The organism is Streptomyces sp. NPDC101490, assembly GCF_044767145.1.
In the GTDB taxonomy this organism is placed as follows: domain Bacteria; phylum Actinomycetota; class Actinomycetes; order Streptomycetales; family Streptomycetaceae; genus Streptomyces.
Genome location: NZ_JBIWNI010000001.1, coordinates 661,875 through 688,343, shown reverse-complemented (window position 1 = coordinate 688,343; position 26,469 = coordinate 661,875). Strand labels below are relative to the sequence as shown.

The following is a 26,469-nucleotide window of genomic DNA, read 5'->3' as shown; positions in this document are numbered from 1 at the left end:
GTGAGCAGCTATCTCGACGGCATCCGTTTCTCCGTCCTCGACCGTTCCCGTACGCGGGAGGGCGGCGACGCCCCGCAGGCGCTGCGGGAGACCGTGCGTCTGGCCCGGGAGGCGGACGCCCTGGGCTTCCACCGGTTCTGGGTGTCGGAGCACCACGGTGTGCCCGGGGTCGCCGGTTCCGCGCCGACGGTGCTCGCCGCCGCCGTGGCCGCCGCCACCTCCGGCATCCGGGTCGGTACGGGCGGGGTGATGCTGCCCAACCACCGGCCGATGGTCGTCGCCGAGCAGTTCGGCGTGCTGGAGTCGCTGTTCCCCGGCCGGATCGACATGGGCGTCGGCCGTTCGGTGGGTTTCACGGACGGCGTGCGGCGGGCCCTCGGCCGGGAGAAGGACGAGGCGGACCGTTTCGGCGAGCAGCTCGCGGAGCTCCTCGGCTGGTTCACCGGGGAGCGGACGGCCCATCCGGGGGTACGGGCCCGGCCCGCCGAGGGCCTGCGGGTCCCGCCGTTCGTCCTGGCGACCGGTGAGGGCGCGTCGATCGCCGCGGCGGCCGGACTGCCGCTGGTCATCGGTGACCTGCGCGGCCGGGACCGGCTCCTGGCCGCGGTGGACACGTACCGCTCCGGTTTCCGCCCCTCCGGCTGGGCGGCCGAGCCGTACGTGGTGGTCGCGGGGACGGTGGTGGTGGCCGGGACGACGGAGGAGGCGCGTCGGCTGCTGATGCCGGAGGCGTGGTCCCTGGCGTACTCCCGCACGCGCGGGGAGTTCCCGCCGCTCGCCCCGCCGGAGCGGATCGAGGGACTGACGATGACGAAGCGGCAGCGCGGTTTCTACGAGTCCGGGCTGCGCGGGCATGTGCACGGCACGGCGGAGGAGGTGCGGGAGGCCCTCGGGCGGGCGGTGCGGGAGACGGGGGCGCGGGAGGTGCTCGTCACCACGAGCACGTACGACCGGACGGCGCTGAGCGCCTCGTACCGGGAACTCGCGCGGACGGTCGGCCTGGAGCCACGCGACACGGCGTGAGGGCCACGGGAGGGGCGGCGTGCGTCCGGGGGCGTGCGGCCGGGACGCTCCCCGCACGGTCCACCCCGACCGGGGCAAACGGGGCCGTGCGGATAAAATCATCGTATGCACGACAGCCCCCACGACCCGTACGTCCGCGTCCGAGGCGCCCGTGAGCACAACCTCGCCGGGGTGGACGTCGACATCCCCCGTGACGCGCTGGTCGTCTTCACCGGGGTGTCCGGCTCCGGCAAGTCGTCCCTCGCGTTCGGCACCATCTACGCGGAGGCCCAGCGCCGCTACTTCGAGTCGATCGCCCCGTACGCGCGACGCCTGATCCACCAGGTGGGGGCCCCGGCCGTCGGGGAGATCACGGGCTTGCCCCCGGCGGTCTCCCTGGAGCAGCGCCGGTCCTCCCCCCACGCACGCTCCTCCGTCGGGACCGTGACGGCGCTCTCCAACTCCCTGCGGATGCTGTTCTCCCGCGCCGGGCGCTACCCGGCGGGCGCGGAGCGGCTGGATTCGGACGCCTTCTCGCCCAACACGGCTGCGGGGGCCTGCCCTTCGTGCCACGGCCTCGGACGGGTCCACGACACGAGCGAGGAACTGCTCGTCCCGGACGCTGCCCTGTCGATCCGTCAGGGTGCCGTCGCCGCCTGGCCGGGGGCCTGGCAGGGGAAGAACCTGCGGGACGTTCTCGACGCCCTCGGGTACGACGTGGACCGGCCGTGGCGCGAGCTCGACGCGAAGGACCGGGAGTGGATCCTCCTCACGGACGAGCAGCCGGTGGTCACGGTGCACCCGGTGCGGGACGCGGGCCGTATCCAGCGTCCGTACCAGGGCACGTACACGAGCGCCCGGCGGTACGTGCTGCGCACCTTCGCCGATTCCAGGAGCCCGGCGCTGCGGGCGAAGGCGGAGGGCTTCCTGACCAGTGCGCCGTGCCCGGTGTGCGGCGGCGGGCGGCTGCGGCCCGAGGCGCTGGCGGTGACGTTCGCGGGCCGGACCATCGCGGAGCTCGCCGCGCTGCCGCTGACCGCCCTGTCCGAACTGCTCGCCACGGAGACCCGGCGGACCGGGACCGGCGCGGCCGAGGCCGAAGAGCCCCGGACCGGAGCGGCCGGGACCGGACCGGCGGGGCGCCGGGCGGCGGAGGCCGGGGCCGCGAGGGACACGGCGGCGGGGATCGGCTCGGAGACCGCGCGGGTCCTCGGTGAGGACCTGGTGGCCCGGATCGCGACCGTGACCGAACTCGGCCTGGGCTACCTCAGCCTGGACCGGGCCACCCCCACCCTCTCCAGTGGTGAACTCCAGCGGCTCCGGCTGGCGACGCAGTTGCGTTCGGGGCTCTTCGGCGTGGTGTACGTGCTGGACGAGCCGTCCGCCGGGCTGCACCCGGCGGACACCGAGGCGCTGCTCGTGGTCCTGGACCGGCTCCGGGCCACGGGGAACTCGGTGTTCGTCGTCGAGCACCATCTCGATGTGGTCCGGCGCGCCGACTGGCTGGTGGACGTCGGTCCGGGCGCCGGGACGCACGGCGGCCGGGTGCTGTACAGCGGTCCGCCGGGCGCGCTCGCGGACGTCGCGGAGTCGGTGACCCGGCGATTCCTCCTCGACCGGGCGCCCGCGCCGGTGCGGAAGGTCCGGGAGCCCGCGGGCTGGCTGCGGACCGGGCCGGTGACCCGGCACAATCTGCGCGGGGTGGACGCCGCTTTCCCGGTCGGCGTCCTGACCGCCGTCACGGGTGTGTCCGGCTCGGGCAAATCGACACTCGTCGGCGCGCTGACCGAGGCAGTGGCCGGCGAACCGGCCGATCGAGGACGTCTGGTGACGGTGGATCAGCGGCCGATCGGCCGTACTCCGCGCTCCAACCTGGCCACGTACACGGGTCTCTTCGACGTGGTGCGGAAGCTGTTCGCGGAGACGGCGGAGGCGAAGGAGCGCGGCTACCGGGCGGGGCGGTTCTCCTTCAACGTGCCCGGCGGCCGGTGCGAGACCTGTCAGGGCGAGGGCTTCGTCTCGGTGGAACTCCTCTTCCTGCCGCGTACGTACGCGCCCTGCCCCGACTGCCACGGCGCCCGCTACAACCCCGAGACGCTCCAGGTGCGGCTGCGGGGCCTCACCGTCGCCGAGGTCCTCGATCTGACGGTGGAGTCGGCGGCCGGTTTCCTCGCGGGGACGCCCGCCGCCGCCCGGAGCCTGCGTACCCTGCTCGACGTGGGCCTCGGGCACCTGCGGCTCGGGCAGCCCGCGACGGAGCTGTCGGGCGGCGAGGCCCAGCGGATCAAGCTGGCCTCGGAGCTCCAGCGCCCGCACCGCTCCCCCACGGTGTACGTGCTCGACGAGCCGACGACGGGCCTGCACCCGGCGGACGTCGAGGTGCTGATGCGCCAGTTGCACGGTCTGGTGGACGCGGGCCACACGGTGGTCGTCGTGGAGCACGACATGGACGTGGTGGCCGCCGCCGACTGGGTCGTGGACCTGGGGCCGGGCGGCGGCGACGAGGGCGGGCGGATCGTGGCGGCCGGGCCGCCGGACCGGGTGGCGCGGGCGGCGGACAGCCGCACCGCGCCCTATCTGGCCCGCGCCCTGGGTCCCACCGGACGGACCTGAGGTCCGTCCGGTGGGACGGGCGGGCGGGACCGGTTCCGTCAGGCCGCCGTGTCGAACGTGTAGTGGGGGGTGTGGTCCAGCATGTCCGCCGGGGTCACGTTGTTCCACGGGCGCATGGTGTCGCCGAGGTCGACGACGTCGGCCGTGCCCGCGGCCGGCAGGTAGGGCGACCGCGGGTGGCGGGCCTGCCAGTCGGCCCACAGCTTGTCGATGAAGGCGTGGTGCAGCCAGAACACGGGGTCGTTCGGGGAGACCCCGGTGCCCATCTGGCCGCCGACCCAGACATGGACGCGGTTGTGGAGGTTGACCCCGCGCCAGCCCTCCAGATGGTTGCGGAAACCGTCCGAGGCGCTGTTCCACGGCGCCGTGTCGTAGGTCTCCATGGCGAGGACGGAGTCCACCTCGGCGCGGGTGGGGAGCTGACGGCCGCCCGCCCCCAGATCGCGCCGGAGGTAGTCGCGGCCGTCGACGCGGACGGTGATCGTCCAGCGGTTGCCGACCCGGGCGAACGCGCCGTCGGTCACCTGGCCGTCGCGGGCGCGCCCGGTGCCGCCGAGGAAGTCGGGGGCCCACAGCGAGGACCGGGAGGTGCGGTCCGCCGTCCAGTCCCAGTAGGGCAGGGTGACGGTCGGGTCGACGGACCGCAGGGCCTGTTCGAACTCTATGAGGTAGCGCCGGTGCCAGGGCAGGAACGACGGCGAACGGTGGCCGACGCGGTCGCCGCTGTCGGTGTCGCTCATGATGAAGGCGTTGTGGGTGGTGACGAAGGTGTCGTACCGGCCGGAGCGCTTGAGCTCCAGGAGGGCGGCGACGAAGCGCCGCTTCTCGTCGGCGGTCAGCGTGGCCTGGTTCTTGCGTACGGTCATGGTGGTGCCGCTCCTGGATCGATCAGCCGACGGTGAGGGGTACGAGCGGGGCGCCCTGCAGTTCGCGGACGGCCGCGCGGGCCAGCACCCTGGGCGTGGCGACGGGCTCGTAGTGGTTGATCACGCTGATCCAGGTGCCGTCGGCGTTCTGCATGACGTGCAGTTCCTCGCCGTCGATCGTCACGGAGTAACCGCCTCCGTGGTGTCCCCCGTGGTGGCCGCCGTGCGAGGGCCCGCCCTGGATGCGGCGGCCCTGGTAGACCTCGTCGAACGAGGCCGGAACCGGGTCGGCCGCGGGAGTGGCGGGGCGGTCGGGCGCGGCGACGGCGGAGCCTGCCACGGCGAGGCCCGCGGCGACGCCGGCGGCGCCTGCCGCGACGCCGAGAGCCCGGCGGCGGGTGAAGCTGGACATGGAACCCCCAAATGGTCTGTTCGACCGGGGGTTCGGTCAGGTGCCCCCGGCGGCCCTCATCAGTACCCGGGGGTCCGGGCGCGCCGGAAGCGGCCGCCGCACGGTTGGCCGTGAAGTGGCCAACTTGTCATGAAAAGTACAGCTTTGAACATAGATGATCTTGCTGTTCGAATCGCTGGAGGCGCTCCAGAGCGGAAATCCTACGGAGAAAGTGATCATTCTGTGAATGATCTTTCGCGTCGGACTGTTCGATGTGGCGGAGCCCACTCCCGAAGATTGTCCTGATGAGGACGCGCGGGGCTCAGCCTCGGGCCCCCTTGCGCTGGGCCCGCAGCCACTCCCGGTTCATCGCGGTGATCGACGGGAGCGGGATGCCCTTCGGGCAGGCGGTGGCGCACTCGCCCGTCAGGGTGCAGCCGCCGAAGCCCTCGGCGTCCATCTGGGCGACCATGTCGAGGACCCGGGTCTCGCGTTCCGGGGAACCCTGGGGCAGCACGTTCAGATGGTTGACCTTGGCGGAGGTGAAGAGCATCGCGGAGCCGTTGGGGCAGGCGGCCACGCAGGCACCGCAGCCGATGCACTCGGCGTGTTCGAAGGCGCTGTCGGCGTCCGCCTTGGGGACGGGGGTGGCGTGGGCCTCGGGGGCCGCTCCCGTGGGCACGCTGATGTAGCCGCCCGCCTGGATGACCCGGTCGAACGCGGAGCGGTCCACGACGAGGTCCTTGACGACGGGGAACGCGGACGCCCGCCAGGGTTCGACGTCGATGGTGTCGCCGTCGCGGAAGGACCTCATGTGCAACTGGCAGGTGGTGGTGCGCTCCGGGCCGTGGGCCTCCCCGTCGATGACGAGGCTGCACGCGCCGCAGATGCCCTCGCGGCAGTCGTGGTCGAAGGCCACCGGGTCCTCGCCGCGCAGGATGAGGTCCTCGTTGAGGGTGTCGAGCATCTCCAGGAACGACATGTCGGCGGAGACTCCGTCCACGTCGTAGGTGGACATGGCGCCGGGTGCGTCGGCGTTCGCCTGGCGCCAGACGCGCAGGGTGAGCTTCATGCGTAGCTCCGCTGGGTGGGGTGGACGTACTCGAAGGTGAGGTCCTCCTTGTGGAGGACGGGTGCGGTGCCGTCGGTGAACTCCCAGGCGGCGGCGTAGCCGAACTCCTCGTCGCGGCGGGCGGCCTCGCCGTCGGGGGTCTGGGACTCCTCGCGGAAGTGACCGCCGCAGGACTCGGCGCGGTGGAGCGCGTCGAGGCACATCAGCTCGGCGAGTTCCAGGTAGTCGACGATCCGGTTGGCCTTCTCCAGGGACTGGTTGAACTCCTGGCCGGTGCCAGGCACCTTGACGCGCCGCCAGAACTCCTCGCGGATCTCGGGGATGCGGGCGAGGGCGGTGCGCAGCCCGGTCTCGGTGCGGGCCATCCCGCAGTGTTCCCAGAGGAGTTCGCCGAGTTCGCGGTGGAAGGAGTCGGGGGTGCGGTCGCCGTCGACGGCGAGGAGGAGGTTCAGCCGGTCCTCGGTCTCGGCGAGCACCTCGCGGACGGCGGGATGGTCGTCGGTGAGGGGCTCGGCGCCCGGGTGCCGGGCGAGGTAGTCGTTGATGGTGGCGGGCAGGACGAAGTAGCCGTCGGCGAGGCCCTGCATGAGGGCGGAGGCGCCGAGCCGGTTGGCCCCGTGGTCGGAGAAGTTGGCCTCGCCGATCGCGAAGAGCCCGGGGACGGTGGTCTGGAGGTCGTAGTCGACCCAGAGTCCGCCCATCGTGTAGTGCACGGCGGGGTAGATCCGCATGGGGACCTCGTACGGGTTCTCGGCGGTGATCCGCTCGTACATGTCGAAGAGGTTGCCGTACTTCTCCTCGACGGCGGCGCGGCCCATGCGGCGGATCGCGTCGGCGAAGTCGAGGTAGACGCCCTGTCCGCCGGGGCCGACTCCCCGGCCCTCGTCACAGACGTTCTTCGCGGCCCGGGAGGCGATGTCACGGGGGACGAGGTTGCCGAAGGAGGGGTAGATCCGCTCCAGGTAGTAGTCGCGCTCGTCCTCGGGGATGTCGGCGGCGGGGCGGGTGTCCCCCTCGGCCTTCGGCACCCAGATGCGTCCGTCGTTGCGGAGGGACTCGCTCATCAGGGTCAGCTTCGACTGGTGGTCGCCGGTGCGCGGGATGCAGGTGGGGTGGATCTGGGTGAAGCACGGGTTGGCGAAGTAGGCGCCGCGCCGGTGGGCCCGCCAGACGGCGGTGGCGTTGGAGTTCATCGCGTTGGTGGAGAGGTAGAAGACGTTGCCGTAGCCGCCGCTGGCGAGGACGACCGCGTCGGCGTGGTGGGTGGTGATCTCGCCGGTGATCAGGTCGCGGGCGACGATGCCCCGGGCCCTGCCGTCGGCGACGATCAGGTCCAGCATCTCCGTACGGGCGTGCATCTCGACGTTCCCGGCGGCGATCTGCCGGGACAGCGCCTGGTAGGCGCCGAGCAGGAGCTGCTGGCCGGTCTGGCCCCGGGCGTAGAAGGTGCGGGAGACCTGGACGCCGCCGAAGGAGCGGGTGTCGAGGAGTCCGCCGTACTCGCGGGCGAAGGGGACGCCCTGCGCGACGCACTGGTCGATGATCTCGACGGAGATCTGGGCGAGCCGGTGGACATTGGACTCGCGGGCGCGGAAGTCGCCGCCCTTGACCGTGTCGTAGAAGAGCCGGTGGACGGAGTCGCCGTCGTTGCGGTAGTTCTTGGCGGCGTTGATGCCGCCCTGCGCGGCGATGGAGTGGGCGCGGCGCGGCGAATCCTGGAAGCAGAACTGGACGACCTGGTAGCCCTGTTCGGCGAGGGTGGCTCCGGCGGAGCCGCCCGCGAGACCGGTGCCGACGACGATGATCCGGTGCTTGCGGCGGTTGGCGGGGTTGACCAGTTTCGCCTGGAAGCGACGGGTGTCCCACCGCTCGGCGACTGGTCCGGTGGGCGCCTTGGTGTCGGAGAGCGGTGCCCCGGTGGTGTAGTCGGTGAACTCGGTTGTCTTCATGGTCAGTTCACCACTCCGGTCATGACGGCGACGGGGACGGAGACGAAGCCGGCGGTCAGCAGGAGCGCGAGGCCGTTCGCGAGGATCTTGAGGAGGCGGTCCCGGCGGGCGTTGCCGAGGCCGAGGGTCTGGGCCGCGCTCCAGAAGCCGTGGCGGACGTGGAGCCCCACGGCGAGCATGGCGACGAGGTAGATGACGTTGCCGTACCAGGTGGAGAAGGTGTCGACCACGTTCTGGTAGGGCTTGCCCTCCTCGAATCCGCCGGAGTGGACGGTGCCGGTGGTGAGGTCGAGGATGTGCCAGACGATGAAGAGGGCGAGGACGATCCCGCCCCAGCGCATGGTCCGGGTGGCGTAGGAGGCGCGCCGACGGCGGTGGACGTACGGGGTCGGGCGGGCCTTCAGGTCGCGGCGGCTGAGCTGGTACGCGGAGACGGCGTGGGCGACGACGGCGGCGACGAGCACGACCCGGACGATCCAGAGGGCCCACTCGTGGTGCAGGAGGGGGGCGCCCACGACCCGCAGCCAGTGGGCGTAGCCGTTGAACTCCTCGGGGCCGAAGAAGACCTTGAGGTTGCCCGCGACGTGCGCGACGAGATAGCCGAGCATGATCAGCCCGCTGACCGCCATGACCGTCTTCTTGCCGAGGGTCGAGGACAGGAATCCGCGGGACGGTGCGGGGGACGGCGGGCGGCGCGTCGTCCGGTCCCTCGTGGGTGCCAGAGCCATGTGTACGACGCTAGGGCCGAAGGGCCCAAGAGGTCCAAGACATGGTCCGGCTGATCTCGATAGGCCGTACCTATCCGGATCGCCTATTCTGGCCCTATGCAGTTCCAGCAGCTCCTCTACTTCGTCGCCGTCGCCGAGACCCGCCACTTCACCCGGGCCGCCGAGCGCGTGCACGTCTCACAGCCGTCCCTCTCCCAGCAGATCAAGGCGCTGGAACAGGAGTTGGGCGCCGAGCTGTTCAGCCGCGCCCGGGGGAACATCACCCTGACCGACGCGGGCGAGGCCCTGCTGCCGCTCGCGCGCCGCATCCTCGCGGACACCGAGACCGCCCGGCTGGAGGTGCAGGAGCTGGCGCAGCTGAAGCGGGGCCGGGTGCGGCTCGGTGCGACCCCGAGCCTCTGCACGGGTCTGCTGCCCGACGTCCTGCGCGCCTTCCACGACCTGCACCCGGGGATCGAGCTGCTGATCCAGGAGAGCGGCTCGCACGACCTGGTGCGGGAGCTGGCGCGCGGTTCGCTCGACCTGGCGCTGGTGGTGCTGCCGCTGCCCACGCCGTCACCGGCGCTCACCACGGTGGAGCTGCTCAGGGAGGACCTGGTGGTGGTCTCCGCCGCCTCCGCCCCCGGGCCCGCCCGCCCGGTGCGGATCAAGGACCTCAGGGACCAGCCGCTCGTGATGTTCCGGCACGGCTACGACCTGCGGGACCTGACGGTGGCGGCCTGCCGGGCGGAGGGCTTCGAGCCGACGTTCACCGTCGAGGGCGGCGAGCTGGACGCGGTCCTCGGTTTCGTACGGGCCGGGCTCGGGCTCGCGGTCGTCCCCGCGATGGTGGCGGCGCGCGCGGGCCGCGACCTCCGGGTGACCGCCCTCGCCCGGCCGGGGCTGCGCCGCACGATCGCCCTGGCGCACCGCAGCGACGTGGCACCGCCGAGGGCCGCACGGGAGCTCCAGCGGGTCCTGCTCGCCTCCCGGCGGGGACGGACGGACCCGGCGGGCACCGGAATCCCGGCCTGAGGAACGGACGAGGAGCCCGGACGCACCAGAAGCCCGGCCGGACACGGACGAGCAGCCCTGGCGGACGGGAAACCCGGCCGGACAAGGAGCCCGGCCGGGCGAGGAGCGCCTTCTCCGCCCTCCTCACCGGCCTCCCCCGAAGCGGGGAGTCCGGTGCCGTCCGTGGGGAGGGCGGCCTCAGACCGCGTCCGACAGGACCAGCGAGTGGATCCGGTCGGGGGCGCCGGGGCGGGCGTAGTACCAGCCCTGGGCCGTGTCGCAGCCGAGGTCGCGGAGCCGGCGGGCCTGGGCCCCGGTCTCCACCCCTTCGACCGTGACGGCGAGTTCCAGGCTGTGGGCCAGGGACACGATGCCCTCGACGATCTTCAGGTCGACCGGGTCCACCGGGTGCTGCTGCATCCCCCGGGTGAAGGAGCGGTCGAGCTTGAGGACACTGACCGGGAGACGGCGCAGGTTGGCCAGGTTGGAGTAGCCGGTGCCGAAGTCGTCCAGGGCGATGTCGACTCCCATCTCGGCGAGCTGCCGCAGCGGCTTCAGCAGGTCCTCGTCGGCTCCTATGAGGGCGGACTCGGTGACTTCGAGGCAGAGCGCGCCGGGGTCGAGGCCCGAGCGTTCCAGGACGTCCACGGTGTCCGCGACCAGACGCGGGTGGTGCAGCTGGGTCGGGGAGAGGTTGACGTTGATCCTGAGCGGCCCGCCGTCGGAGTGCCGGGTCTGCCAGAAGCGGGCCTGCCGGACGGCCTCCTGGAGGACCCAGCGGCCGAGCGGCACGATGAGCCCGGTGTCCTCGGCGAGCGGGATGAAGCGGTCGGGTCCGAGCACCCCGTGCTGCGGATGGCACCAGCGGACGAGCGCCTCCGCGCCGTGCACGCTGCCGTCGTGCAGGTGGACGAGGGGCTGGTACTCGATGAAGAACTCGCCGCGCTCCAGGGCGGCGGGCAGGGCGGTGGTCAGGCCGTGCCGGGTGATGGCGCGGGCGTCGGCCTCCGGGTCGGCCAGCTCGAAGCGGTTGCCGCCCGCGGACTTGGCCCGGTACATGGTGATGTCGGCGCTGCGCAGCACCTCGGCGGGGGTCCGTTCGCCCGCCGGGCCCTCGACGACACCGAGGCTGCCGCGCACGGTCAGCTCCCGGCCGTCGATCCGCAGCGGGGTGGCGAGGGCGGCGAGGATGCGGTCGGCGAGCTCGGTGACGTCCCGCTTCTCGACGGCGCCGGTGGTGAGGGCGACGAACTCGTCGCCGCCCAGCCGGGCGACCATCTCGCCCGCGCCGGTGACGGTGCTCTGGAGCCGGTCGGCGACCTCGACGAGCAGCCGGTCGCCGGTGGAGTGGCCCAGGCTGTCGTTGATGACCTTGAAGCCGTCGAGATCGAGGTAGCAGAGGCCGAAGCGGGCGTTGTCGCCGGACCCGAGGGCCTTCTCCAGGCGTTCGAAGAACAGCGTCCGGTTGGGCAGTCCGGTCAGGGCGTCGTGGGTGGCCTCGTACCGCAGGCGCAGATGGAGCAGGCGCCGTTCGGTGGTGTCCTCCATCAGCGCCAGCTGGTACTGGGGGTTGCCCCCCGCGTCGCGGAGCAGCGAGACGGTGAGGTTGGTCCACAGGACGGTGCCGTCGCCCCGGTAGTACGGCTTCTCGACCCGGTAGTGCTCGCGCTCGCCGCGCACCAGCTCGTCGTACAGCTTCCAGACGTGCGGGCCGTCCTCGGGGTGGACCCACTCGCTCACCTTCCGGGTGCGCAGGGGACTCTCGACCCCGCCGAACATCCGGGTGAGGGTCTCGTTGACCTCCAGGACGTTGCCGTCGAGGTCGGCGATGCCGATCCCTATCGCGGCCCCGTCGAAGACCGCGCGGAAGCGGCTCTCGGTGGCGTGCAGGGCGACCTCGGCGGCGCTGCGGGCGGCGAGCGCGGAGCGGGCGATGGCCTCCTGCTCGGCGCGGGTGCGTTCGCGCAGGGCCTGGGCGTATCCGGCGGCCATGGCGTGCTGGAGGCGGGCGCAGCGGGCCCTGAGCTCCTCGGCGGCCAGGTCCGACTCCGTACCGCAGTAGAGGACCAGATAGGAATCGACGACGCCGAGGCTGCGGCCGAGGGCGTCGGGGTCGGTGCAGTGGGCGGCGACCAGCGACGCACCGGCGTGCTGCGCGGGGGCGGTGTCGAAGGGGCGGGCGTGGAGGGCGTCGCACAGGGTGCGGGCCAGCGGCAGCAGGTGCCCCTCGAACTCCGCACGGGTCAGCGAGGTGGCGGTCACCGGGAAGATGGTGCGGCCCCAGATGGTGACGAACCGCCTGAGCCTGTCCTCGGGACCGTCGGCTTCGGCGGCGCCGGTGGGCTGCGACGGGGCGTTCACGCCTTGCGCCCCACCCCTGCGAAACCGGAGAAGGCGTAGGGGTCCTCCTCCTCGACCGGGCTCTCCGGTCGCCAGTGGGGCATCGGGACGAGGCCGGGTTCGACCAGTTCGGTGCCTTCGAAGAAGCGGGCGATCTCCTCGCCGGACCGCATCACCAGGGGGCTGCGGATGTTCCGGTAGACCCCGACGGTGCCGCCCGCCTGTTCCTCGGTGAGGGGGATGCCCTCGTAGGAGGCGTGGGTGAGGACGAGGAGGCTGCCGGGCGCGAGGGCGTCGAGCAGTTCGGCCACCGCGTCGTACGGCCGGTCCCGGTCCTCCAGGAAGTGCAGGACGGCGACGAGGAGGAGGGCGACGGGTCGGTCCGGGTCGAGCAGCCGGGAGACCTCGGGGCTGTGCAGGATGTCGGCCGGCTTGCGCAGGTCGGCGGCGACGACGTCGGCGCCGTCGTCGCCCTCCAGGACGGCACGGCTGTGGGCCACGGCGACCGGGTCGTGGTCGACGTAGACGACGCGGGCGTCCGGGTGGGCGGCGCGGGCCACCTCGTGCACGTTGCCGAAGGTGGGAATGCCGGAGCCGATGTCCAGGAACTGGATGACGTCGTTGTCAACGGCGTGACGGACGGCCCGTCGCATGAAGGCACGGTTCGCCTGCATGATCTTGGGCAGACCAGGCATGAACTCCATGGCCCTGCGCGCCGCTTCCCGGTCCACTTCGAAATTGTGCGAGCCACCCAGATAGAAGTCGTACATACGGGACACGCTCGGCACCGAGATGTCTGTACCAGGCGGAGCCCAGAGTGGACGCTCCATCGATGTCTCCAACAAGTCGCCATGGGGGATGCGGCCAGGTGTTCGCGGCCGGTGTTCGAGGTGAGGCTACTGATCGCCCGCCAGGAGAGCGAGTGGAAACGGAAATTCGCGGTCCGTTCTTGGTCACACGTCATCGGCACGTGCTCTCCGAACGAAGAGTTCACGCCTTCAGGCTGTGCACATTCACGTGCATCTGATCGTGCGTCGACTTCCCGGTGGAGTCGCGCGCCCACCCCCCGGGTGCCCACGCCCGGCCCGCACCTCGGCCGTTGTCCTGACGACGCCCGGTCGCCGGTGCGGGATGCCCCGTTCGCCACTCCTCCCGACAGGGCGACAACCGGACAGATATGACGGCGGAGGCCGAAACGAGCCGACACGGCCCCCTCCGTACGTACCGATCCGGCCGCTTCGGTAAACCATCCCGCTCCGAAACGAGGATATTGCGGCGAATCCGCCGCCGACGCGCTGAAACGTCAAACCAGTACGACCCGAGAACCCCTCCATCCAGCGAATCCCGAGCGATTCCGCCCCGGCGCGCCGTTCTTGTGTTCAGGCTCGTCGGCGTGTCTCTGTTCGGTTCACTCCTCGCGCGCCCCCTGGCGGCGCTCGCACTGGTGTGGCTCATCACCACTCCCGTGCCGGCCGCCGCCGACTCGTGCGCCTACGCCCACACCGGCCCCGACGGGTCGCACACCTCGGTCGCTGTGACCGGACCCGGTGCGTGCCCCACCAAACCCGCTCCGAAGCCCACGAAACCCAAGCCCACGCCGACATGGGTCACTCCACGGCCGACACCCCGGCCCCCGAACCGGCCGGTGCCCCCACCGCCCCAGCCGCACGTGCGGCCGACGACGCCCGCTCCCCCGGTCACGGTGCCGAGCCCGCGCCCCGGCCCCCCGTCCCCGGCACCGGCCCGCCCGACACGGCCTCCCGAACGCCCGGAGCCGCCGGAGCGCACCACGGCACCCGCCGCGCCCCCGCCGGCGCACGCGCCCAGCGCGAGTGCCCGGCCGCCGGCCGCGGGACCGGTCGCGCTCCCCCACTACCGCCGCACCTCACGGCCACGGCCCGAGAGCGGCACATCGGTGGTGACGACGACGCTGGTGATCATCGCTCCCGCCGTACTGGCGACCGCGATCCTGCGCCCTCGCGGCCGCTGACCGCCCCTCGGCCCCGTGCCCCATGTCCCCATCACCTTCTCCATCCCCACCCCCGTCCCCGCCCCCATCTCACTGTTCCCTGAAGGATGTTCATGTCTGAATGGCTCGTTCTCAGCCTGGCGATGGCCGCCGCCTGCGCCGTCGTCCTGGCGATCGTCATCTTCAACCAGCGGCGCGTCCCCGAGGACGACGACCCCAGCGAGACCCCCGACGTCATCGAGTACATGACGATGATGATCGGCGTGATCTACGCGATCGTGCTCGGTCTGGCCATCGCGGGCGTCTGGGAGGCGCGGGGTGCCGCCCAGGAGACCGTGCGGCAGGAGGCGCAGGCCATGCACGAGATCTCGGCGCGGGTGGAGGTCTACCCGGTGGAGGTCCGCACCAGGATCCGCTCCGACGTCGACGCGTACGTCTCGTACGTGGTCAACCACGAGTGGACGCACATGACCGAGGCGGGCGAGCTGAGCGACGAGGGCACCGCGCTCATGGAGCGGGTGCGGCGCAGCGTCACGGACTACCACCCGGCGAACGACTTCGAGGGCGAGGCGTACCAGCCGCTGGTGGACCAGGTCGCGGTGGCCGACGACGCCCGGAACGCCCGGGGGCAGAGCGCGGGCGAGACCATGCCAGGAGTGGTCTGGTTCGGCCTGATCATCGGAGCTCTGGTGACGGTCGGCCTGATCTTCACCCTGCAGATCCGCAGGACCGGCCGGGAGTTGCTGCTCGCCGGGCTCTTCAGCGTGCTGATCGCGTTCCTGTTGTTCCTCATCTGGGACTTCGACGCGCCCTTCGGCCGGGGCGTCTCGGCCACCGCCGCGCCGTTCACCGATCTGTTCCCGCAGGTCACCCGGTGACTCCACCCCCGTCGTGTGAGCCGTACGGGGGACAACGCTGCCCCATTCGTACGTCTGGGATCGCGGCTGTGGTAATGCGCTCCTAGCGTTCCCGGCAACGAGGTGCAGGCACGGTCTTTCGCGGGAACCCCCTTCCGCGGCCTCCCCTCGGGACCCGGAGGATCCACCATGCGCGCGATACGTGCCGCGTCCGCTTTCCTGTTGGGAGCGGCCGCCCTCGCCCCGGCCGCCCCGGCCGCCCTCGCGGCGGACGGCGTCCCCGCGCCGAACCCGCGGGCACAGGGGGCCAAGGCGGCGAGCGCCTTCGTCGTGTCGCCCTCGCTCGTCGCGCCCGGCGGCCGGGTGACGCTCAGCGCGCCCGGCTGCGCCAGTACGGCGACGGCCTCGGCCGGTGTCTTCGACATGGTCACCATCGCGCCGGGTTCGGCGGCGACCACCACCGTGGACCGGGACGCCCGTCAGGGCGCCGTGTACACGGTGGCGTTCAACTGCACGGGCGGCGTGCAGGGCGTCGCGAACCTGACGATCACCGGGACGCCCACGGCGACGCCGACGATCAGGTCCACCGTGCTCACTCCCCCACGCGGGGTGCGGGGCGGTCTGGGCGGTTCGGTGGACGGCGGATTCGAGCCGGCCGAACTGGCGGCGGGCGGGGCGCTGGTGCTCGCCGCCGCGGCCGGTGGCGTGTTCGTGTTCCGTCGTGCCGCGCGCGCCCGGCGGCACTGAGTCGCTCCGGACCCGTGGCGGGCGGACGCCCGTCGCCCCCGGGTCCCGTGAAGGGGACGCGGGGGCGGCGGGCGGAGCGGGCCGACCGGGAGGTGCGGCCGGTCAGACCCCCGCACCGGTCATCCGTCGGCGGCGGGCGATGAACAGGCCCCCGCCGAGCGCCGCGGCGGCGACGAGACCGCCGCCGACGGCCATCTCGGTGGAGCTGGGGGCGAGCGAGCCGCCGAGGCCGCCCTGGGCGCCACGGCCGGGGAGGACCCGGAACGAGTGCGTGACGACGGAAGAGTTGTCGCGGCACTTGACGGCGAGGTTGTAGCTGCCCGGGGTGGCGCGGTCGTGGACGCGGGCGATGGCGCTGGAGAGCCCGTTGGAGTTGACCGAGAGGTTGGTCTCCGGGAAGGCGTTGGACGTGACCGTGCCGCCGTGACCGCAGCCCTTCGCGGTGATCGTGATCGTCGACCCCGCGTGGACGTCGAAGGGATTGACGGTGACGTCGCGCGGGCCGTTGGTGGCGGCGGCGAGGGGAGCCGCGAGCGCGACCGCCGCGAACGCGGTGGCGGTCACCGCCAGAGTGCGTGCAGCACGCATGGTTGAACCTCCAGTGGAAGACGCCCCGAAGCGGTGCTCCGGGAGTTTCGACGAGTACGCCCTCCATGACGAACCATCACAAGTCGGGGCGAGCCTCGCACGTCGGCACTGGTCCACCCCGGTGAGCCGACACGCCCGGCGACACCCTCGGGAAGGCGAGGAAAGCGCAGGTCAGACCCTTACGAAGGGATCATCTGACGAATACTCGGATGGGTCAGCGCGCTGTCACCCGGCCGTCCCGGCCCCGGCTCGGGTCCGGCTCGGTTCCGGGGCTCCGGGCACCGTGCCCGGCGACCCGTACGGCGGCGGTCCCCACCCGTTCGGACCGCCCGGAATGACGGTCCGTCAGACCGCCCCTACCGTTCTGACGACGCCATGAAGGGAGAACCATGCCCGCGAAGGACTTCCGCGTCGTCGAGCGCAGAAGACGCCAACCCTGGGGCGTGCTGGCCCTCGCCATGCTGTCCGGGCTCGCGATGATGCGCAACGGGGTGGACATCTCGCCGGGGCCGCCGCAGCCCGCGGCGGCGGCCCGCCCGGTGGCGCGTCCCGCGACCCCGCCGCCCGGCGCGAGCGAGGGACTGGAGCCGCTGCCCTTCGCCCCGGCCTCCCGGATCAGGATCCCGGCGCTCCAGGTGGCCGCGCCGATCATGGACGTGGGCCTGGACGCGGACGGCTGGGTGGCGGCCCCACCGCCCGACGACACCAATCTCGCCGGCTGGTACCAGAACGGCATCTCACCCGGCCAGCGCGGCACCTCGGTCGTCGTCGGCCATGTCGACAACGCCCGGGGCCCGGCGGTCTTCTACGGCCTGGGCTCGGTCCAGAAGGGCCAGCACGTCGAGGTGGAGCGGTACGACGGCCGGATCGCGGTCTTCGAGGTCTACGGGGTGGAGGTGTACGCGAAGGACGACTTCCCCGGCGTCCAGGTCTACGCGGACACCGGCGCCCCCGAACTGCGGGTCATCACCTGCGGCGGCGGCTACACGCACGCGCGTGGCTACGACGGCAACGTGGTCGTGTACGCCCGCATGGTCGCCTCCCGGTAACCGGATGCGCGGCAGGGCCCCGGCACCAGCGGCGCCGGGGCCCTGCCGCGTACGGCTGCCGGAGGGGGAGGACGGGGGCCGGGGGCCCAGGGGGGACGGGGGAGGTCAGCGCCGGGGCAGGGTGATGCGGTATCCGGCGTCGAGGAGGGCGGGCAGGTACGCGCGCAGGGCGGCGACGCTCTGGGAGCGGTCGCCGCCCGCGTCGTGGTTGAGGACGACCGCGCCGGGGGCGGCGCCGTCCAGGGCGCGCCGGACGATGGCCTCGGTGCCCGGCTCCTTCCAGTCCAGGGTGTCGACGGTCCAGGCCAGCGGCTCCATGCCGAGTGCGGCGCCGATCTCGAAGGAGTGCCGGTTCCAGGCCCCGTAGGGGGCCCGGTACCAGAGCGGGGCCGCTCCCAGGGCCCGTTCGACGACCTCGCTGGTGGAACCGAGCTCGTCACGGATGCGGGAGGGGCGCAGCTTGGGGATGAGGGGGTGGGTCCAGGTGTGGTTGCCGATGACGTGCCCCTCCGCGTCCATCCGTCGCAGCAGGTCCTGGTTCTCGACGGCCATCTCGCCGCAGACGAAGAACATGGCCCGGCAGTCGTACCGGCGCAGGGTGTCCAGGATGTCGGGGGTGTAGCGGGGGTCGGGGCCGTCGTCGAAGGTGAGCACCATGGCGCGGCCGACGCCCGAGAGGCTCAGGAAGGGCCGCTGTCGTACGGGCGGGGCCGTCCGCCGGTGGACCGGGGGCGCGTAGGCGGTCATGGGCTGGAGGCGGTAGGCGCTGGCGCGCGGCCGGGCGGCCCGGACCTGGGGTCCGGCGGCGGGTCCGGTGCCGGGGCCGCCCCGGGGCCGGGTGGGGGCCGGGGGGTCGGCGGGGGTGAGCAGGTCCGCCGCGAGGACGCCGACGGCGGTGGTGGCCCCGAGGGCGGCGGTCAGGCGGAGCACCGCCCGACGCCCTGGAGGCATCTGATCCTTTTTCATGACTAATGGTTCGTACGGATGAGGGTCCGCGCCGCTCACCGACACCGGCCGCTCGTCCGAAAACACTCGATGAGCCGATAGCCTCGACAGGTGACCGAACAGCGACCCGGCCGGTTCGAGCGCGGCACCGACGGCCCGAAAGTGATCATGGCGGGAGTGGACGGCTCCGCCTCCTCCCTGCGCGCGGCGGCGTACGCGGCCGGGCTCGCCCGGCGGCAGGACGCGCTGCTCGCACTCGTGTACGTCCAGCCGGTGGTCCCCGCGGGGGTCGCGCTGGGCGCTCCCGTGACGGGGACGACCGAGGAGATCGCCGAGGACCTCGTCGCGGAGATCCGCGCGTCCACCGAGCGGGTGAAGGACCTGTGGCGGATGCGCTGGGAGTTCCACACCTTCCGGGGCGACGCCTACGCGGGCCTGGCCCAGGCGGCCGAGGAGCTGACGGCGGACGCCGTGGTGGTGGGCGCGTCGGAGTCGGCGGGGCACCGGATCATGGGGTCGGTGGCGGTCCGGCTGGTGAAGGCGGGCCGCTGGCCGGTCACCGTGGTGCCGTGACCGGCCGTCCGCTCCGACCGGCTCCCCGCAGCTCGCCACGACCGGGGGCGGGCCGATGCCTGGAGCGGCATTCCGCGCCCGGTCCGTCCTGACCGGTCCGTCGCGCCCGGTCCGCGCTGACCGGCCTGTCCCGCCCGGTCAGGACGGACCGGCCTCCGTCACCGGCCTCCGTCACGGGTCTCCGTGACCGGTCTCCGTGGTCAGCCCCTGTCCTCGGTCTCCGCGAGGGGACGGCGGCGGCGGGCGGCGGGCGCGGCGGGCATCGGCCGGTCGCCCCGGGCGGCGGGTCGTCGCCCCGACCGGCCCCCACCCCGTGGCCCGGTGGCCGTGACGCCCCGTGGATCACTTCCCCATCACGAGGCCGTCCCGGTCGGCGCCCCGGCCCAGGACCACCTCCCGGATGGTGTCGCGGATGTCGGCATGGTTCGCGGAGCCGCTGCCGTCGGCGCCCAGAGCGACGACCCGGCCCCGGCCGGTGTCGAACCACTGGGGGACGTACTCGGCCCGGGTGACCTCCCAGCGCGCGCCGGGCTTGCGGGGCGGCGCGAAGGTGAACCGGCCGATGCTGCTCTGGTTGCCGCGCGGATCGAAGGCACCCTCGTAATTGATCATGTCCCCGGCGATCTGGTCGCCCATCCCGTATACGATCCAGGTCCCGTTGACCTTCTCGTACGCCTGCGGGACATGGGCGTGCGTACCGACGATCAGGTCGATGTCGGGGCGGCCGCCGGTCCGCGAGGCGGTGAGCGCGCGACCGAGGGAGAGCTGGTCCTCGTCGGGCTCGGTCTGCCACTCGGTGCCCCAGTGGACGCTGACCACGACGACGTCGGCACCGGCCGCGCGGGCGGCGCGGGCGTCCTCGACGACCTTCCGCTCGTCGAGCAGCCGGACCGCCCAGGGCTGCCCGTCGGGCAGCGGGTGGTCGTTGGTGCCGTAGGTGTACGCGAGGTGGGCGACCGTGGCGGCGCCCGCCCTCAGCAGGGTGGGCTTCGCCGCCTCGGCCTCGGTGCGGGCCGATCCGGCGTGCCGGACCCCGGCCCGGTCCAGGGCGTCGAGGGTGCGGCCGAGGCCCTCGGCCCCGTCGTCGAGGCTGTGGTTGGAGGCGGTGGAGCAGGAGTCGTACCCGGTGGCCTTGAGCGCGGCGGCGACCTCGGGGGGCGATTTGAAGGCGGGGTATCCCGTGTAGGGGCCGCCGTCCTTGCCGTAGACCGTCTCCATGTGGCAGAGGGCGAGGTCCGCGCCGGAGACCACGGACCGCACCCCGGAGAACATCGGGGCGAAGTCGTAGCCGTCGCCCTCGGAGTCCTCGGCGGCCCGGCGGATGATCGAGTCGTGCGGGAGGACGTCACCGGAGGCGACGAGGGTGAATCCGGCGGGCGCCGAAGCGCCGCCGGGCGCGGCGGAGGGGGCGGTGGACCCCGCCTTGCCGGGTCGCGCGGCCGAGGTACCCGGGGTGACGCCGCCCGCCGGACCGCTCCCGCCGGTGCAGCCGGTCGCCGCCGCGAGCAGGACGGCAGCGAGCGCCGCGGCCCCCACCGGTCTGGTGCGTGAGGTCATGTACGGCACTCCGCCCGAATCAGAGGATGAACAGGTGATCACACGAATTGATCTCCCGGGCATGCGCCAGTCAAGGGTCGGGGCCGTACGGAGGTGCGAACCCCGCTGAATCGGACGCAACAGTTCCGGCCGACTTCGGCAGCCCTCCCCTCCGGCCCGTTCCTGGCCGACGGGAGCGCCACCACCCCGCACGACGGCGCACCAGCGGGCGCACCGGCCACCGCCGCCCCCACCGCGCGGACCGTCCACGGGGCCGGTTTCCGGCCACCGCCACCCCACCCCACGAGCGCTCACGCGCGGCCCACCGACCGCCCGCGAACCGCACGCCGACCCGTCGCCGACCCGGCCGCCGACCGTTCGGCGTACCACTCGTCGCTCGGTGCGACCGTTCGTCGCAGACCCGCGTCCGTGCCCTGTCCCTCGCCCGCCGGATGCGTTCGGATACGCCCCGGACGACGAGCGCGGGAAAGGCGGCAGACACGATGACGACGGCGACCACCGACGAGCGGACGCTCCAGGAGCTGCAGCGGGACCACGGCCCCGCCCTGCTCTCCTTCCTGCTCGGACTCACCTACGGGGACCGCCAGCGGGCCGAGGACCTCGCCCAGGAGACCCTGGTACGGGCCTGGCTCCACCCCGAGGCCTTCACCGGCCCCTACGACTCGATGCGCCCCTGGCTCTTCACCGTCGCCCGCCGCCTCGCCATCGACGCCCGGCGCTCACGCCTCGCCCGGCCCGCCGAGACCGGCGACGGCGTCCTCGCCGTGACCCCCGACCCCGCCGACGCCACCGCCTCCGCCGAAGCCGCGCTCGACGTACGGGCGGCCGTCCGGGGCCTGAGCCCCGAACACCGCGCGGTCCTCGTCCGGCTCTACTTCCACGGCCTCACCGTCAACGAGGCGGCCGTCGACCTCGGCATCCCCGCCGGGACGGTCAAGTCCCGCTCCCACTACGCGCTCCGCCAGCTCGGCCGGTCCCTGCCCGGCTACCGGCCGCGCCGCCCCGCCGCCCCGGCCCCGAACACCCGCCGCACCACACCCCGTACACCGCACGCGGCACCGCGCACCCCGCTCGCCCCACCGGTACCGATCCGGCCGGGAAACGTATCCGAAACCACACGGGCGAGTTGAGCAAAGCGGGACACACGGACGCCCTCCCCGGAGGAAGCTCTCCCCGGGTGCCCACACGTCCGGGTCCCCGATCTCCGGGAGAAGGTGGGAACGTTGCTGCCCGAGAGCACGAACGGCACCGGCGGGACGAGCGGCGGCGGACTCGCCGTACCGATGGCCTGGCTGTGCGCCGAATACCTGGCCGACGAAGTGCTGCGGGCCGCCGCGCTCGTGGCACCCGGCTCGCTGGAGTACCGGGCGGCCCTCCAGTCGCTCGCCCTCACCGTCCACCTCACGGAGGAACCGGAAGGACCGGAAGGACCCGACGGCCGACGGGCCCCCGGCGGGACCGACGAGTGGCTGCGGCACACCGCGTACGACCGGCCCTGGCCGCACTGGACCGAGGAACGGCTCGCGGCCCGGCGCGCGGCCGACCCGGGCGGTCCCGACCTCGCGCTGGCCGAGACGGCCTGGCGACGGCTGCGGGACACCTGGGTCCGCGCCACCGACCTCGACGGCAGGGACGACCCCGGCGCCCCGGTCGACGAGGACGATCAGATCTGGCTGCCCGCCTGGAAGCTGGGGCTGCCGCTCGCGCACCTCTCCCTGCACCTGCGCTGAGCCCGGCCGACGACCGGGCGGGCCGGGTCAGGGTGGTGAACGGTGGACTCCTGGACGGTACTTGGGAATCCGCACGGTCACCTTCATGCCCGCCCCGACCCCCGTCTCGATGACGAGCCCGTGCTCCGCCCCGTACACCTGGCGCAGCCGCTCGTCCACATTGGACAGACCGATGCCGGAGCCCGCCCGGTGCTCGCCGCGCAGCACCGCGCGCAGCAGCTCCGGGTCCATGCCGATGCCGTCGTCCTCGACGGTCACCACGGCCTCGGCGCCCGCGTCCCGGGCGGCGATCGTGACCCGGCAGCCCCGCTCCCGCTCCTGGAGGCCGTGCTTCACCGCGTTCTCCACCAGGGGCTGGAGACAGAGGAAGGGCAGCGTCACCGGCAGCACCTCGGGAGCGATCTGGAGCGTCACCTTCAGCCGGTCGCCGAACCGCGCACCGGCGAGCGCCAAATACTGCTCGATGGAACGCAGTTCGTCCGCCAGATGGGCGAACTCACCGTGCCTGCGGAACGAGTACCGGGTGAACTCCGCGAACTCCAGGAGGAGTTCCCTGGCCCGCTCGGGGTCCGTCCGGACGAAGGAGGCTATGGCGGCGAGGGAGTTGAAGATGAAGTGCGGGGATATCTGGGCCCGCAGCGCACGGATCTCCGCCTCCACGATCCGGGTCCGCGAGCGGTCCAGCTCGGCCAGCTCCAACTGCACGGACGCCCACCGGGCCACCTCCGTCGCGGCCCGCACCAGCACGGCCGACTCCCGCGAACCGTAGGCGACGAGCGCGCCGAGCACCCCGTCCTCCCCGGTGAGCGGGGCGACCACCGCCCAGCGCAGCGGGCACGCCGGGTCGGCGCAGCCGGTGTGCGCCGAGCGGCTGCGCCCCGACTCCAGGGTCTCGGCCGCCTGTTCCGGGACGTGCGCCCGGTGGTGCTCCTCGCCCGGTCCGTCCCAGGCGAGGACCGCGCCCCGGTCGATGAGGCAGAGCGCCTCCGTGCCCAGGAGCGACCGGAGGGTCCCCGCCGCCCGCCGGGCGGTCTCCTCGGTGAGCCCGGCCCGCAGCGGCGGCGCGGCGAGCGAGGCGGTGTGCAGGGTGTGGAAGGTGGCCCGCTCGACGGGCGTCCCGAGCCCGGGATCGGCGGCGCGCCCACCGTCGCGGGCCGTGAACCGGCCCAGGACGAAACCGGCGGCGAGCAGGACGGCCGCCGTGGCGGCGGCCGCGGCCAGGGCGATGCCGCTCATGGTCGTACCTCCTGGGTGGGAACGGTGCCGGGGCCCTCCCCCGGCGCGCCGGGGCGGGTGACCTCCTCCGGCAGGTGCAGACGGGCGAGGAGCGCGGAGGTGCCGGGCGGAATCCTGCGGGGCGTGGCCAGCGAGACCAGGACCATGGTGAGGAAGCCGAGCGGCACCGACCACACGGCGGGCCAGGCCATCAGGGTGTGCGGCCAGCCCGCGGGCGGCAGCCCGGCCCGGGTCGCCATCACGGCGGCCAGCGCGGAACCGCCGCCGAGCAGCAGCCCGGCCATCGCGCCCGGCGGGGTGAGCCGCCGCCACCAGATGCCGAGGACGAGCAGCGGGCAGAAGGAGGACGCGGAGACGGCGAAGGCGAGGCCGACGGCGTCGGCGACCGGCACCTTGGAGGCGACCACCCCGACACCGAGCGGGACGGCGGTGGCGAGCAGGGTCGCGAGCCGGAAGTGCCGTACGCCCCGGGAGGGCAGCACGTCCTGGGTGAGGACCCCGGCGACGGACATGGTCAGTCCGGAGGCGGTGGAGAGGAACGCGGCGAACGCGCCGCCCGCGAGCAGCGCCCCCAGCAGATCGCCGGGGAGCCCGCCGAGGACGCGGTCGGGCAGGACGAGCACGGCGGCGTCGGGGGAGCCGGTGAGGGCCAGTTCGGGGGCGTAGATCCGGCCGAGCGCCCCGTAGAGCGGCGGCAGCAGGTAGAAGGCGCTGACGAGGCCGAGCACGACGAGCGTGGTGCGCCGGGCGGCACGGCCGTGCGGGCTGGTGTAGAAGCGGACGGCGACGTGCGGCAGGCCCATGGTGCCGAGGAAGGTGGCGAGGATCAGCCCGTAGGTGGCGTACAGCTGGTGTCCGTCGCGGCCCCCGGCCAGGGGCTGGGACCAGCCGAGGGGGTCGGCGCCGTCGGCCACCCGCTCGGGGAGCGCGGCACCGGGGGCGAAGGCGAGGGTCGTGCCGCCGAGGACGTGGTGGGTGCCGGGCGCGAGGGTGACGGCTCCGTCCTCGTACCGTACGGAGTCGACGGTGCCGGTGACGGTCAGGGAGAGCGGCTCGTCGAGCCCGATGCGTACCGTGTCGGCGACCTGGACGACGGTGTGGCCGCGCAGCACGGCGGGGGCGTCGAAGCGGGCGCGGGGTGCCCCGTCGCCGTACCAGGCGGCGAGCAGGAAGAGGACCGGGACGAACAGCGCGGTCAGTTTCAGCCAGTACTGGAACGCCTGGACGAAGGTGATGCTGCGCATCCCGCCGGCGGCGACCGTGCCGGTGACGACGAGCGCGACGAGGAGTCCGCCGACCCAGTCGGGGGCACCGGTGAGGATCTCCAGGGTGAGCCCGGCGCCCTGGAGCTGGGGCAGCAGGTAGAGCCAGCCGATGCCGACGACGAAGAGGCTGGCGAGCCGCCGGGCCTGCGGTGATTCGAGGCGGGCCTCGGCGAAGTCGGAGAGGGTGTACGCGCCCGAGCGGCGCAGCGGGGCGGCGACGAGGACGAGGAGCACGAGGTATCCGGCGGTGTAGCCGACCGGGTACCAGAGCATGGCGGGGCCCTGGACGAGGACGAGTCCCGCGATGCCCAGGAAGGAGGCGGCGGAGAGGTACTCGCCGCTGATCGCGGCGGCGTTGAGGCCGGGGCCGACCGTGCGCGAGGCGACGTAGAAGTCGGAGGTGGTCCGGGAGATCCGCAGGCCGAGGGCGCCGATGAGGACGGTGGCGAGGACGACGGCGGTGACGGCCACGACGGCGTGGGTCTGGTTCACGGGACCACCGCCCGGGGCGCGGCCACGACGGCCGCTCCTTCGTCCGTCACGGCCGCCCCCGAGAGGGGCTCGGCCCCGGCGGTCGGCGCGGCCCCGGCGCCGTCCGGCGCGACCGCCTCAGGGTTCGCCACGGCCGTGCCGTCGCTCGTCGCCGCCGGGTGGGCGCCGGTCACGACCGGCCCGCCCTCCGCCGTCGCCGTTCCGCCGTCCGTCACGACCGGCCCGCCCTTAGGTACGGCCGTCTCATCGTTCGACGAGGCCGGTGAAGTCGCGCTCGTTGCGTTCGGCGCGGCGCACGTACCAGTGGGCGATGCCCCAGACGACGGGGTGGACGGCGACGCCGAGGGTGATCCACACGAACGCCTCGGGCGCGGGCAGGGCGAGCAGCAGCGGCAGCGGGCCGACGAGCAGGACGAGCGCGCCGAGGGCGGTGAGCGCGGCGCGCAGCTGGCTGCGCATCAGGGACCGTACGTAGGTGTGGCCGAGGGTGGTCTGTTCGTCGATCTCCGAGCGGGCCGGGGGGTGGACCGGGCGTCGCCGGGCGGGACCCGGTGGGACGGCGGAGCCGTGGGCGGAGGCGTAGGTGACCGTCTCCCGGCGGGACCGGCGCGGTGGGTGGTGCTCGGACATGGGGGTCCGCTCCGGCATCTCTCGACGGCCTCCCGCACGGGAAGGGAGGGCCTCGGGCCCGGGGACGCGTGGAGTCTACGCAGGTGGGGGCGGGCGCGGTAGGGGTGCGGGGTCAGCCCGCGGCGCGGCGCATCAGGAGGTCCCGCAGGGGGCGGGCGTGCCGACGGCTCACGGCGAGGTCGGTGCCGCCGATCCGGACGGAGGTGGTGCCGCCGTCGAGCCGCAGCTCGTCGATCCGGGCGAGGGCCACGAGGTGGCTGCGGTGGATGCGGACGAAGCCCCGGGAGGCCCACCGCTCCTCCAGGGTGGAGAGCGGGATGCGGACGAGGTGGCTGCCGTGGTCGGTGTGCAGCCGGGCGTAGTCGCCGTGGGCCTCCGCGTACGCGATGTCCTCGACGGCCACGAAGCGGGTGACACCGCCGAGTTCGACGGGGATCTGCTCGGGCGCGGAGGTGACCGGGGCGGCGGTCGCGTGGACCAGGTCGTGGACGCGGCGGACGGCTTCGGCGAGGCGTTCGCGGCGGACGGGTTTGAGGACGTAGTCGACGGCCTTCAGGTCGAAGGCCGTCAGCGCGAAGCCCTCGTGGGCGGTGACGAAGACGACGAGCGGCGGTCGGGCGAAGCCCGCGAGCAGCCGGGCCACGTCGAGTCCGGTGAGGCCGGGCATGTGGATGTCGAGGAAGACGACGTCGACGGTCTCGTCACCGTCCGGCCCGGACTCCAGGGCGCGGCCGATCCTGCGGAGCGCGGCGGTGGCGTCGCCCGCGCCCTCGGCGGAGCGGACCCGGGGGTCGGCGCGCAGCAGGTAGAGCAGTTCCCCGAGGGCGGGTTCCTCGTCGTCGACGGCCAGTACGCGCAGCATGCGGCGGAGTGTAGT

25 protein-coding genes are annotated in these 26,469 nt (G+C 73.4%); 9 read left to right on the top strand and 16 right to left on the bottom strand.

Annotated features, from left to right (window positions below):
* Together ACIRQY_RS02745 and ACIRQY_RS02740 are read left to right on the top strand one after the other, a co-directional pair.
* On the top strand, positions 1–1,023 hold the full coding sequence (locus ACIRQY_RS02745; RefSeq protein ID WP_403921923.1) for an MsnO8 family LLM class oxidoreductase: 1,023 nt from the start codon (positions 1–3) through the stop codon (positions 1,021–1,023).
* Between the two features lie 105 nt (positions 1,024–1,128).
* Complete coding sequence (locus ACIRQY_RS02740) at positions 1,129–3,615, top strand: ATP-binding cassette domain-containing protein (RefSeq protein WP_403921921.1); 2,487 nt, start codon at positions 1,129–1,131, stop codon at positions 3,613–3,615.
* A gap of 38 nt (positions 3,616–3,653) precedes the next feature.
* Here the strand turns inward: ACIRQY_RS02740 and ACIRQY_RS02735 are convergent, their stop codons facing one another.
* The 5 genes from ACIRQY_RS02735 to ACIRQY_RS02715 all read right to left on the bottom strand — a co-directional run bounded on the left by ACIRQY_RS02735 (position 3,654) and on the right by ACIRQY_RS02715 (position 8,621).
* Entirely contained in the window at positions 3,654–4,481 is an 828-nt protein-coding gene (locus tag ACIRQY_RS02735; RefSeq protein WP_351784626.1) for a tyrosinase family protein, read from the bottom strand.
* Positions 4,482–4,503: 22 nt separating this feature from the next.
* The gene (locus ACIRQY_RS02730; RefSeq protein WP_403921919.1) at positions 4,504–4,893 is read right to left on the bottom strand and encodes a tyrosinase cofactor; all 390 of its coding nucleotides are present in this window, start codon (positions 4,891–4,893) and stop codon (positions 4,504–4,506) included.
* Positions 4,894–5,194: 301 nt separating this feature from the next.
* Positions 5,195–5,944, bottom strand: coding sequence for a succinate dehydrogenase/fumarate reductase iron-sulfur subunit (locus tag ACIRQY_RS02725; RefSeq protein ID WP_403921917.1), 750 nt, complete (start codon positions 5,942–5,944; stop codon positions 5,195–5,197).
* On the bottom strand, positions 5,941–7,893 hold the full coding sequence (locus tag ACIRQY_RS02720) for a fumarate reductase/succinate dehydrogenase flavoprotein subunit (protein WP_403921915.1): 1,953 nt from the start codon (positions 7,891–7,893) through the stop codon (positions 5,941–5,943). Before ACIRQY_RS02720 ends, ACIRQY_RS02725 begins: the two co-directional genes overlap by 4 nt.
* 2 nt (positions 7,894–7,895) lie before the next feature.
* Positions 7,896–8,621: a succinate dehydrogenase gene (locus ACIRQY_RS02715; protein WP_351784634.1), complete on the bottom strand. Its 726-nt coding sequence runs from the start codon at positions 8,619–8,621 to the stop codon at positions 7,896–7,898.
* 96 nt (positions 8,622–8,717) lie between these two features.
* Here ACIRQY_RS02715 and ACIRQY_RS02710 point away from each other — a divergent pair, with 96 nt between their 5' ends.
* Positions 8,718–9,635 (top strand): LysR substrate-binding domain-containing protein, encoded by a 918-nt coding sequence (locus tag ACIRQY_RS02710; protein ID WP_351784636.1) that lies wholly within the window; start codon positions 8,718–8,720, stop codon positions 9,633–9,635.
* A 177-nt stretch (positions 9,636–9,812) separates the two neighbouring features.
* Here the strand turns inward: ACIRQY_RS02710 and ACIRQY_RS02705 are convergent, their stop codons facing one another.
* From ACIRQY_RS02705 to ACIRQY_RS02695, 3 genes are all read right to left on the bottom strand, one after another.
* Entirely contained in the window at positions 9,813–11,975 is a 2,163-nt protein-coding gene (locus ACIRQY_RS02705; protein ID WP_351784638.1) for an EAL domain-containing protein, read from the bottom strand.
* Complete coding sequence (locus tag ACIRQY_RS02700; RefSeq protein ID WP_403921912.1) at positions 11,972–12,784, bottom strand: SAM-dependent methyltransferase; 813 nt, start codon at positions 12,782–12,784, stop codon at positions 11,972–11,974. The genes ACIRQY_RS02705 and ACIRQY_RS02700 overlap by 4 nt, the downstream gene beginning before the upstream one ends.
* Positions 12,785–13,826: 1,042 nt before the next feature.
* Complete coding sequence (locus tag ACIRQY_RS02695; RefSeq protein WP_403921910.1) at positions 13,827–13,976, bottom strand: hypothetical protein; 150 nt, start codon at positions 13,974–13,976, stop codon at positions 13,827–13,829.
* A 60-nt stretch (positions 13,977–14,036) separates the two neighbouring features.
* On the opposite strand from ACIRQY_RS02695, the gene ACIRQY_RS02690 reads away from it, so the two are divergent.
* Both ACIRQY_RS02690 and ACIRQY_RS02685 read left to right on the top strand, forming a co-directional pair.
* Positions 14,037–14,801 carry a hypothetical protein gene (locus ACIRQY_RS02690; RefSeq protein ID WP_351784644.1) on the top strand — a complete coding sequence of 255 codons (765 nt, stop codon included), beginning with the start codon at positions 14,037–14,039 and terminating at the stop codon, positions 14,799–14,801.
* 168 nt (positions 14,802–14,969) lie between these two features.
* Positions 14,970–15,527, top strand: coding sequence for a hypothetical protein (locus tag ACIRQY_RS02685; protein WP_351784646.1), 558 nt, complete (start codon positions 14,970–14,972; stop codon positions 15,525–15,527).
* Positions 15,528–15,629: 102 nt separating this feature from the next.
* On the opposite strand, the gene ACIRQY_RS02680 is transcribed toward ACIRQY_RS02685, so the two are convergent.
* Positions 15,630–16,115, bottom strand: coding sequence for a hypothetical protein (locus tag ACIRQY_RS02680; RefSeq protein WP_403921908.1), 486 nt, complete (start codon positions 16,113–16,115; stop codon positions 15,630–15,632).
* A gap of 389 nt (positions 16,116–16,504) precedes the next feature.
* Between ACIRQY_RS02680 and ACIRQY_RS02675 the strand changes: the two genes are divergently transcribed.
* Positions 16,505–17,164, top strand: a complete 660-nt coding sequence (locus ACIRQY_RS02675; protein ID WP_351784650.1) for a class F sortase — start codon at positions 16,505–16,507, stop codon at positions 17,162–17,164.
* Positions 17,165–17,269: 105 nt separating this feature from the next.
* Here the strand turns inward: ACIRQY_RS02675 and ACIRQY_RS02670 are convergent, their stop codons facing one another.
* Positions 17,270–18,115 (bottom strand): polysaccharide deacetylase family protein, encoded by an 846-nt coding sequence (locus ACIRQY_RS02670; protein ID WP_403921905.1) that lies wholly within the window; start codon positions 18,113–18,115, stop codon positions 17,270–17,272.
* A gap of 105 nt (positions 18,116–18,220) precedes the next feature.
* On the opposite strand from ACIRQY_RS02670, the gene ACIRQY_RS02665 reads away from it, so the two are divergent.
* Positions 18,221–18,682, top strand: coding sequence for a universal stress protein (locus ACIRQY_RS02665; protein WP_351784654.1), 462 nt, complete (start codon positions 18,221–18,223; stop codon positions 18,680–18,682).
* Positions 18,683–19,024: 342 nt separating this feature from the next.
* On the opposite strand, the gene ACIRQY_RS02660 is transcribed toward ACIRQY_RS02665, so the two are convergent.
* Positions 19,025–20,239, bottom strand: coding sequence for a CapA family protein (locus tag ACIRQY_RS02660; RefSeq protein WP_403921903.1), 1,215 nt, complete (start codon positions 20,237–20,239; stop codon positions 19,025–19,027).
* A 482-nt stretch (positions 20,240–20,721) separates the two neighbouring features.
* Here ACIRQY_RS02660 and ACIRQY_RS02655 point away from each other — a divergent pair, with 482 nt between their 5' ends.
* Positions 20,722–21,369 carry a sigma-70 family RNA polymerase sigma factor gene (locus ACIRQY_RS02655; RefSeq protein ID WP_351784658.1) on the top strand — a complete coding sequence of 216 codons (648 nt, stop codon included), beginning with the start codon at positions 20,722–20,724 and terminating at the stop codon, positions 21,367–21,369.
* Between the two features lie 93 nt (positions 21,370–21,462).
* Positions 21,463–21,969, top strand: a complete 507-nt coding sequence (locus ACIRQY_RS02650) for a hypothetical protein (protein WP_351784660.1) — start codon at positions 21,463–21,465, stop codon at positions 21,967–21,969.
* Between the two features lie 27 nt (positions 21,970–21,996).
* Here ACIRQY_RS02650 and ACIRQY_RS02645 read toward each other — a convergent pair whose 3' ends face one another.
* From ACIRQY_RS02645 to ACIRQY_RS02625, 5 genes are all read right to left on the bottom strand, one after another.
* Complete coding sequence (locus ACIRQY_RS02645; RefSeq protein WP_403921900.1) at positions 21,997–23,205, bottom strand: histidine kinase; 1,209 nt, start codon at positions 23,203–23,205, stop codon at positions 21,997–21,999.
* Positions 23,202–24,962 carry a cation acetate symporter gene (locus ACIRQY_RS02640; protein WP_403921898.1) on the bottom strand — a complete coding sequence of 587 codons (1,761 nt, stop codon included), beginning with the start codon at positions 24,960–24,962 and terminating at the stop codon, positions 23,202–23,204. Before ACIRQY_RS02640 ends, ACIRQY_RS02645 begins: the two co-directional genes overlap by 4 nt.
* Positions 24,959–25,177 carry a hypothetical protein gene (locus ACIRQY_RS02635; protein WP_403921897.1) on the bottom strand — a complete coding sequence of 73 codons (219 nt, stop codon included), beginning with the start codon at positions 25,175–25,177 and terminating at the stop codon, positions 24,959–24,961. Before ACIRQY_RS02635 ends, ACIRQY_RS02640 begins: the two co-directional genes overlap by 4 nt.
* Positions 25,178–25,205: 28 nt before the next feature.
* The gene (locus tag ACIRQY_RS02630; RefSeq protein ID WP_351784668.1) at positions 25,206–25,592 is read right to left on the bottom strand and encodes a hypothetical protein; all 387 of its coding nucleotides are present in this window, start codon (positions 25,590–25,592) and stop codon (positions 25,206–25,208) included.
* Positions 25,593–25,704: 112 nt separating this feature from the next.
* On the bottom strand, positions 25,705–26,454 hold the full coding sequence (locus ACIRQY_RS02625) for a LytTR family DNA-binding domain-containing protein (protein WP_351784670.1): 750 nt from the start codon (positions 26,452–26,454) through the stop codon (positions 25,705–25,707).
* Positions 26,455–26,469: the final 15 nt, after the last annotated feature.

Bases quoted from the DNA above. Each gene is read 5' to 3' on its own strand.
- ACIRQY_RS02670 (WP_403921905.1), bottom strand. From the start codon at position 18,115: ATGCCTCCAGGGCGTCGGGCGGTGCTCCGCCTGACCGCCGCCCTCGGG.
- ACIRQY_RS02630 (WP_351784668.1), bottom strand. From the start codon at position 25,592: ATGTCCGAGCACCACCCACCGCGCCGGTCCCGCCGGGAGACGGTCACC.
- ACIRQY_RS02645 (WP_403921900.1), bottom strand. From the start codon at position 23,205: ATGAGCGGCATCGCCCTGGCCGCGGCCGCCGCCACGGCGGCCGTCCTG.
- ACIRQY_RS02715 (WP_351784634.1), bottom strand. From the start codon at position 8,621: ATGGCTCTGGCACCCACGAGGGACCGGACGACGCGCCGCCCGCCGTCC.
- ACIRQY_RS02730 (WP_403921919.1), bottom strand. From the start codon at position 4,893: ATGTCCAGCTTCACCCGCCGCCGGGCTCTCGGCGTCGCGGCAGGCGCC.
- ACIRQY_RS02710 (WP_351784636.1), top strand. From the start codon at position 8,718: ATGCAGTTCCAGCAGCTCCTCTACTTCGTCGCCGTCGCCGAGACCCGC.
- ACIRQY_RS02625 (WP_351784670.1), bottom strand. From the start codon at position 26,454: ATGCTGCGCGTACTGGCCGTCGACGACGAGGAACCCGCCCTCGGGGAA.
- ACIRQY_RS02685 (WP_351784646.1), top strand. From the start codon at position 14,970: ATGCGCGCGATACGTGCCGCGTCCGCTTTCCTGTTGGGAGCGGCCGCC.
- ACIRQY_RS02740 (WP_403921921.1), top strand. From the start codon at position 1,129: ATGCACGACAGCCCCCACGACCCGTACGTCCGCGTCCGAGGCGCCCGT.
- ACIRQY_RS02675 (WP_351784650.1), top strand. From the start codon at position 16,505: ATGCCCGCGAAGGACTTCCGCGTCGTCGAGCGCAGAAGACGCCAACCC.
- ACIRQY_RS02690 (WP_351784644.1), top strand. From the start codon at position 14,037: ATGTCTGAATGGCTCGTTCTCAGCCTGGCGATGGCCGCCGCCTGCGCC.
- ACIRQY_RS02700 (WP_403921912.1), bottom strand. From the start codon at position 12,784: ATGGAGCGTCCACTCTGGGCTCCGCCTGGTACAGACATCTCGGTGCCG.
- ACIRQY_RS02720 (WP_403921915.1), bottom strand. From the start codon at position 7,893: ATGAAGACAACCGAGTTCACCGACTACACCACCGGGGCACCGCTCTCC.
- ACIRQY_RS02660 (WP_403921903.1), bottom strand. From the start codon at position 20,239: ATGACCTCACGCACCAGACCGGTGGGGGCCGCGGCGCTCGCTGCCGTC.
- ACIRQY_RS02695 (WP_403921910.1), bottom strand. From the start codon at position 13,976: ATGGGGACATGGGGCACGGGGCCGAGGGGCGGTCAGCGGCCGCGAGGG.
- ACIRQY_RS02735 (WP_351784626.1), bottom strand. From the start codon at position 4,481: ATGACCGTACGCAAGAACCAGGCCACGCTGACCGCCGACGAGAAGCGG.
- ACIRQY_RS02655 (WP_351784658.1), top strand. From the start codon at position 20,722: ATGACGACGGCGACCACCGACGAGCGGACGCTCCAGGAGCTGCAGCGG.
- ACIRQY_RS02680 (WP_403921908.1), bottom strand. From the start codon at position 16,115: ATGCGTGCTGCACGCACTCTGGCGGTGACCGCCACCGCGTTCGCGGCG.
- ACIRQY_RS02725 (WP_403921917.1), bottom strand. From the start codon at position 5,944: ATGAAGCTCACCCTGCGCGTCTGGCGCCAGGCGAACGCCGACGCACCC.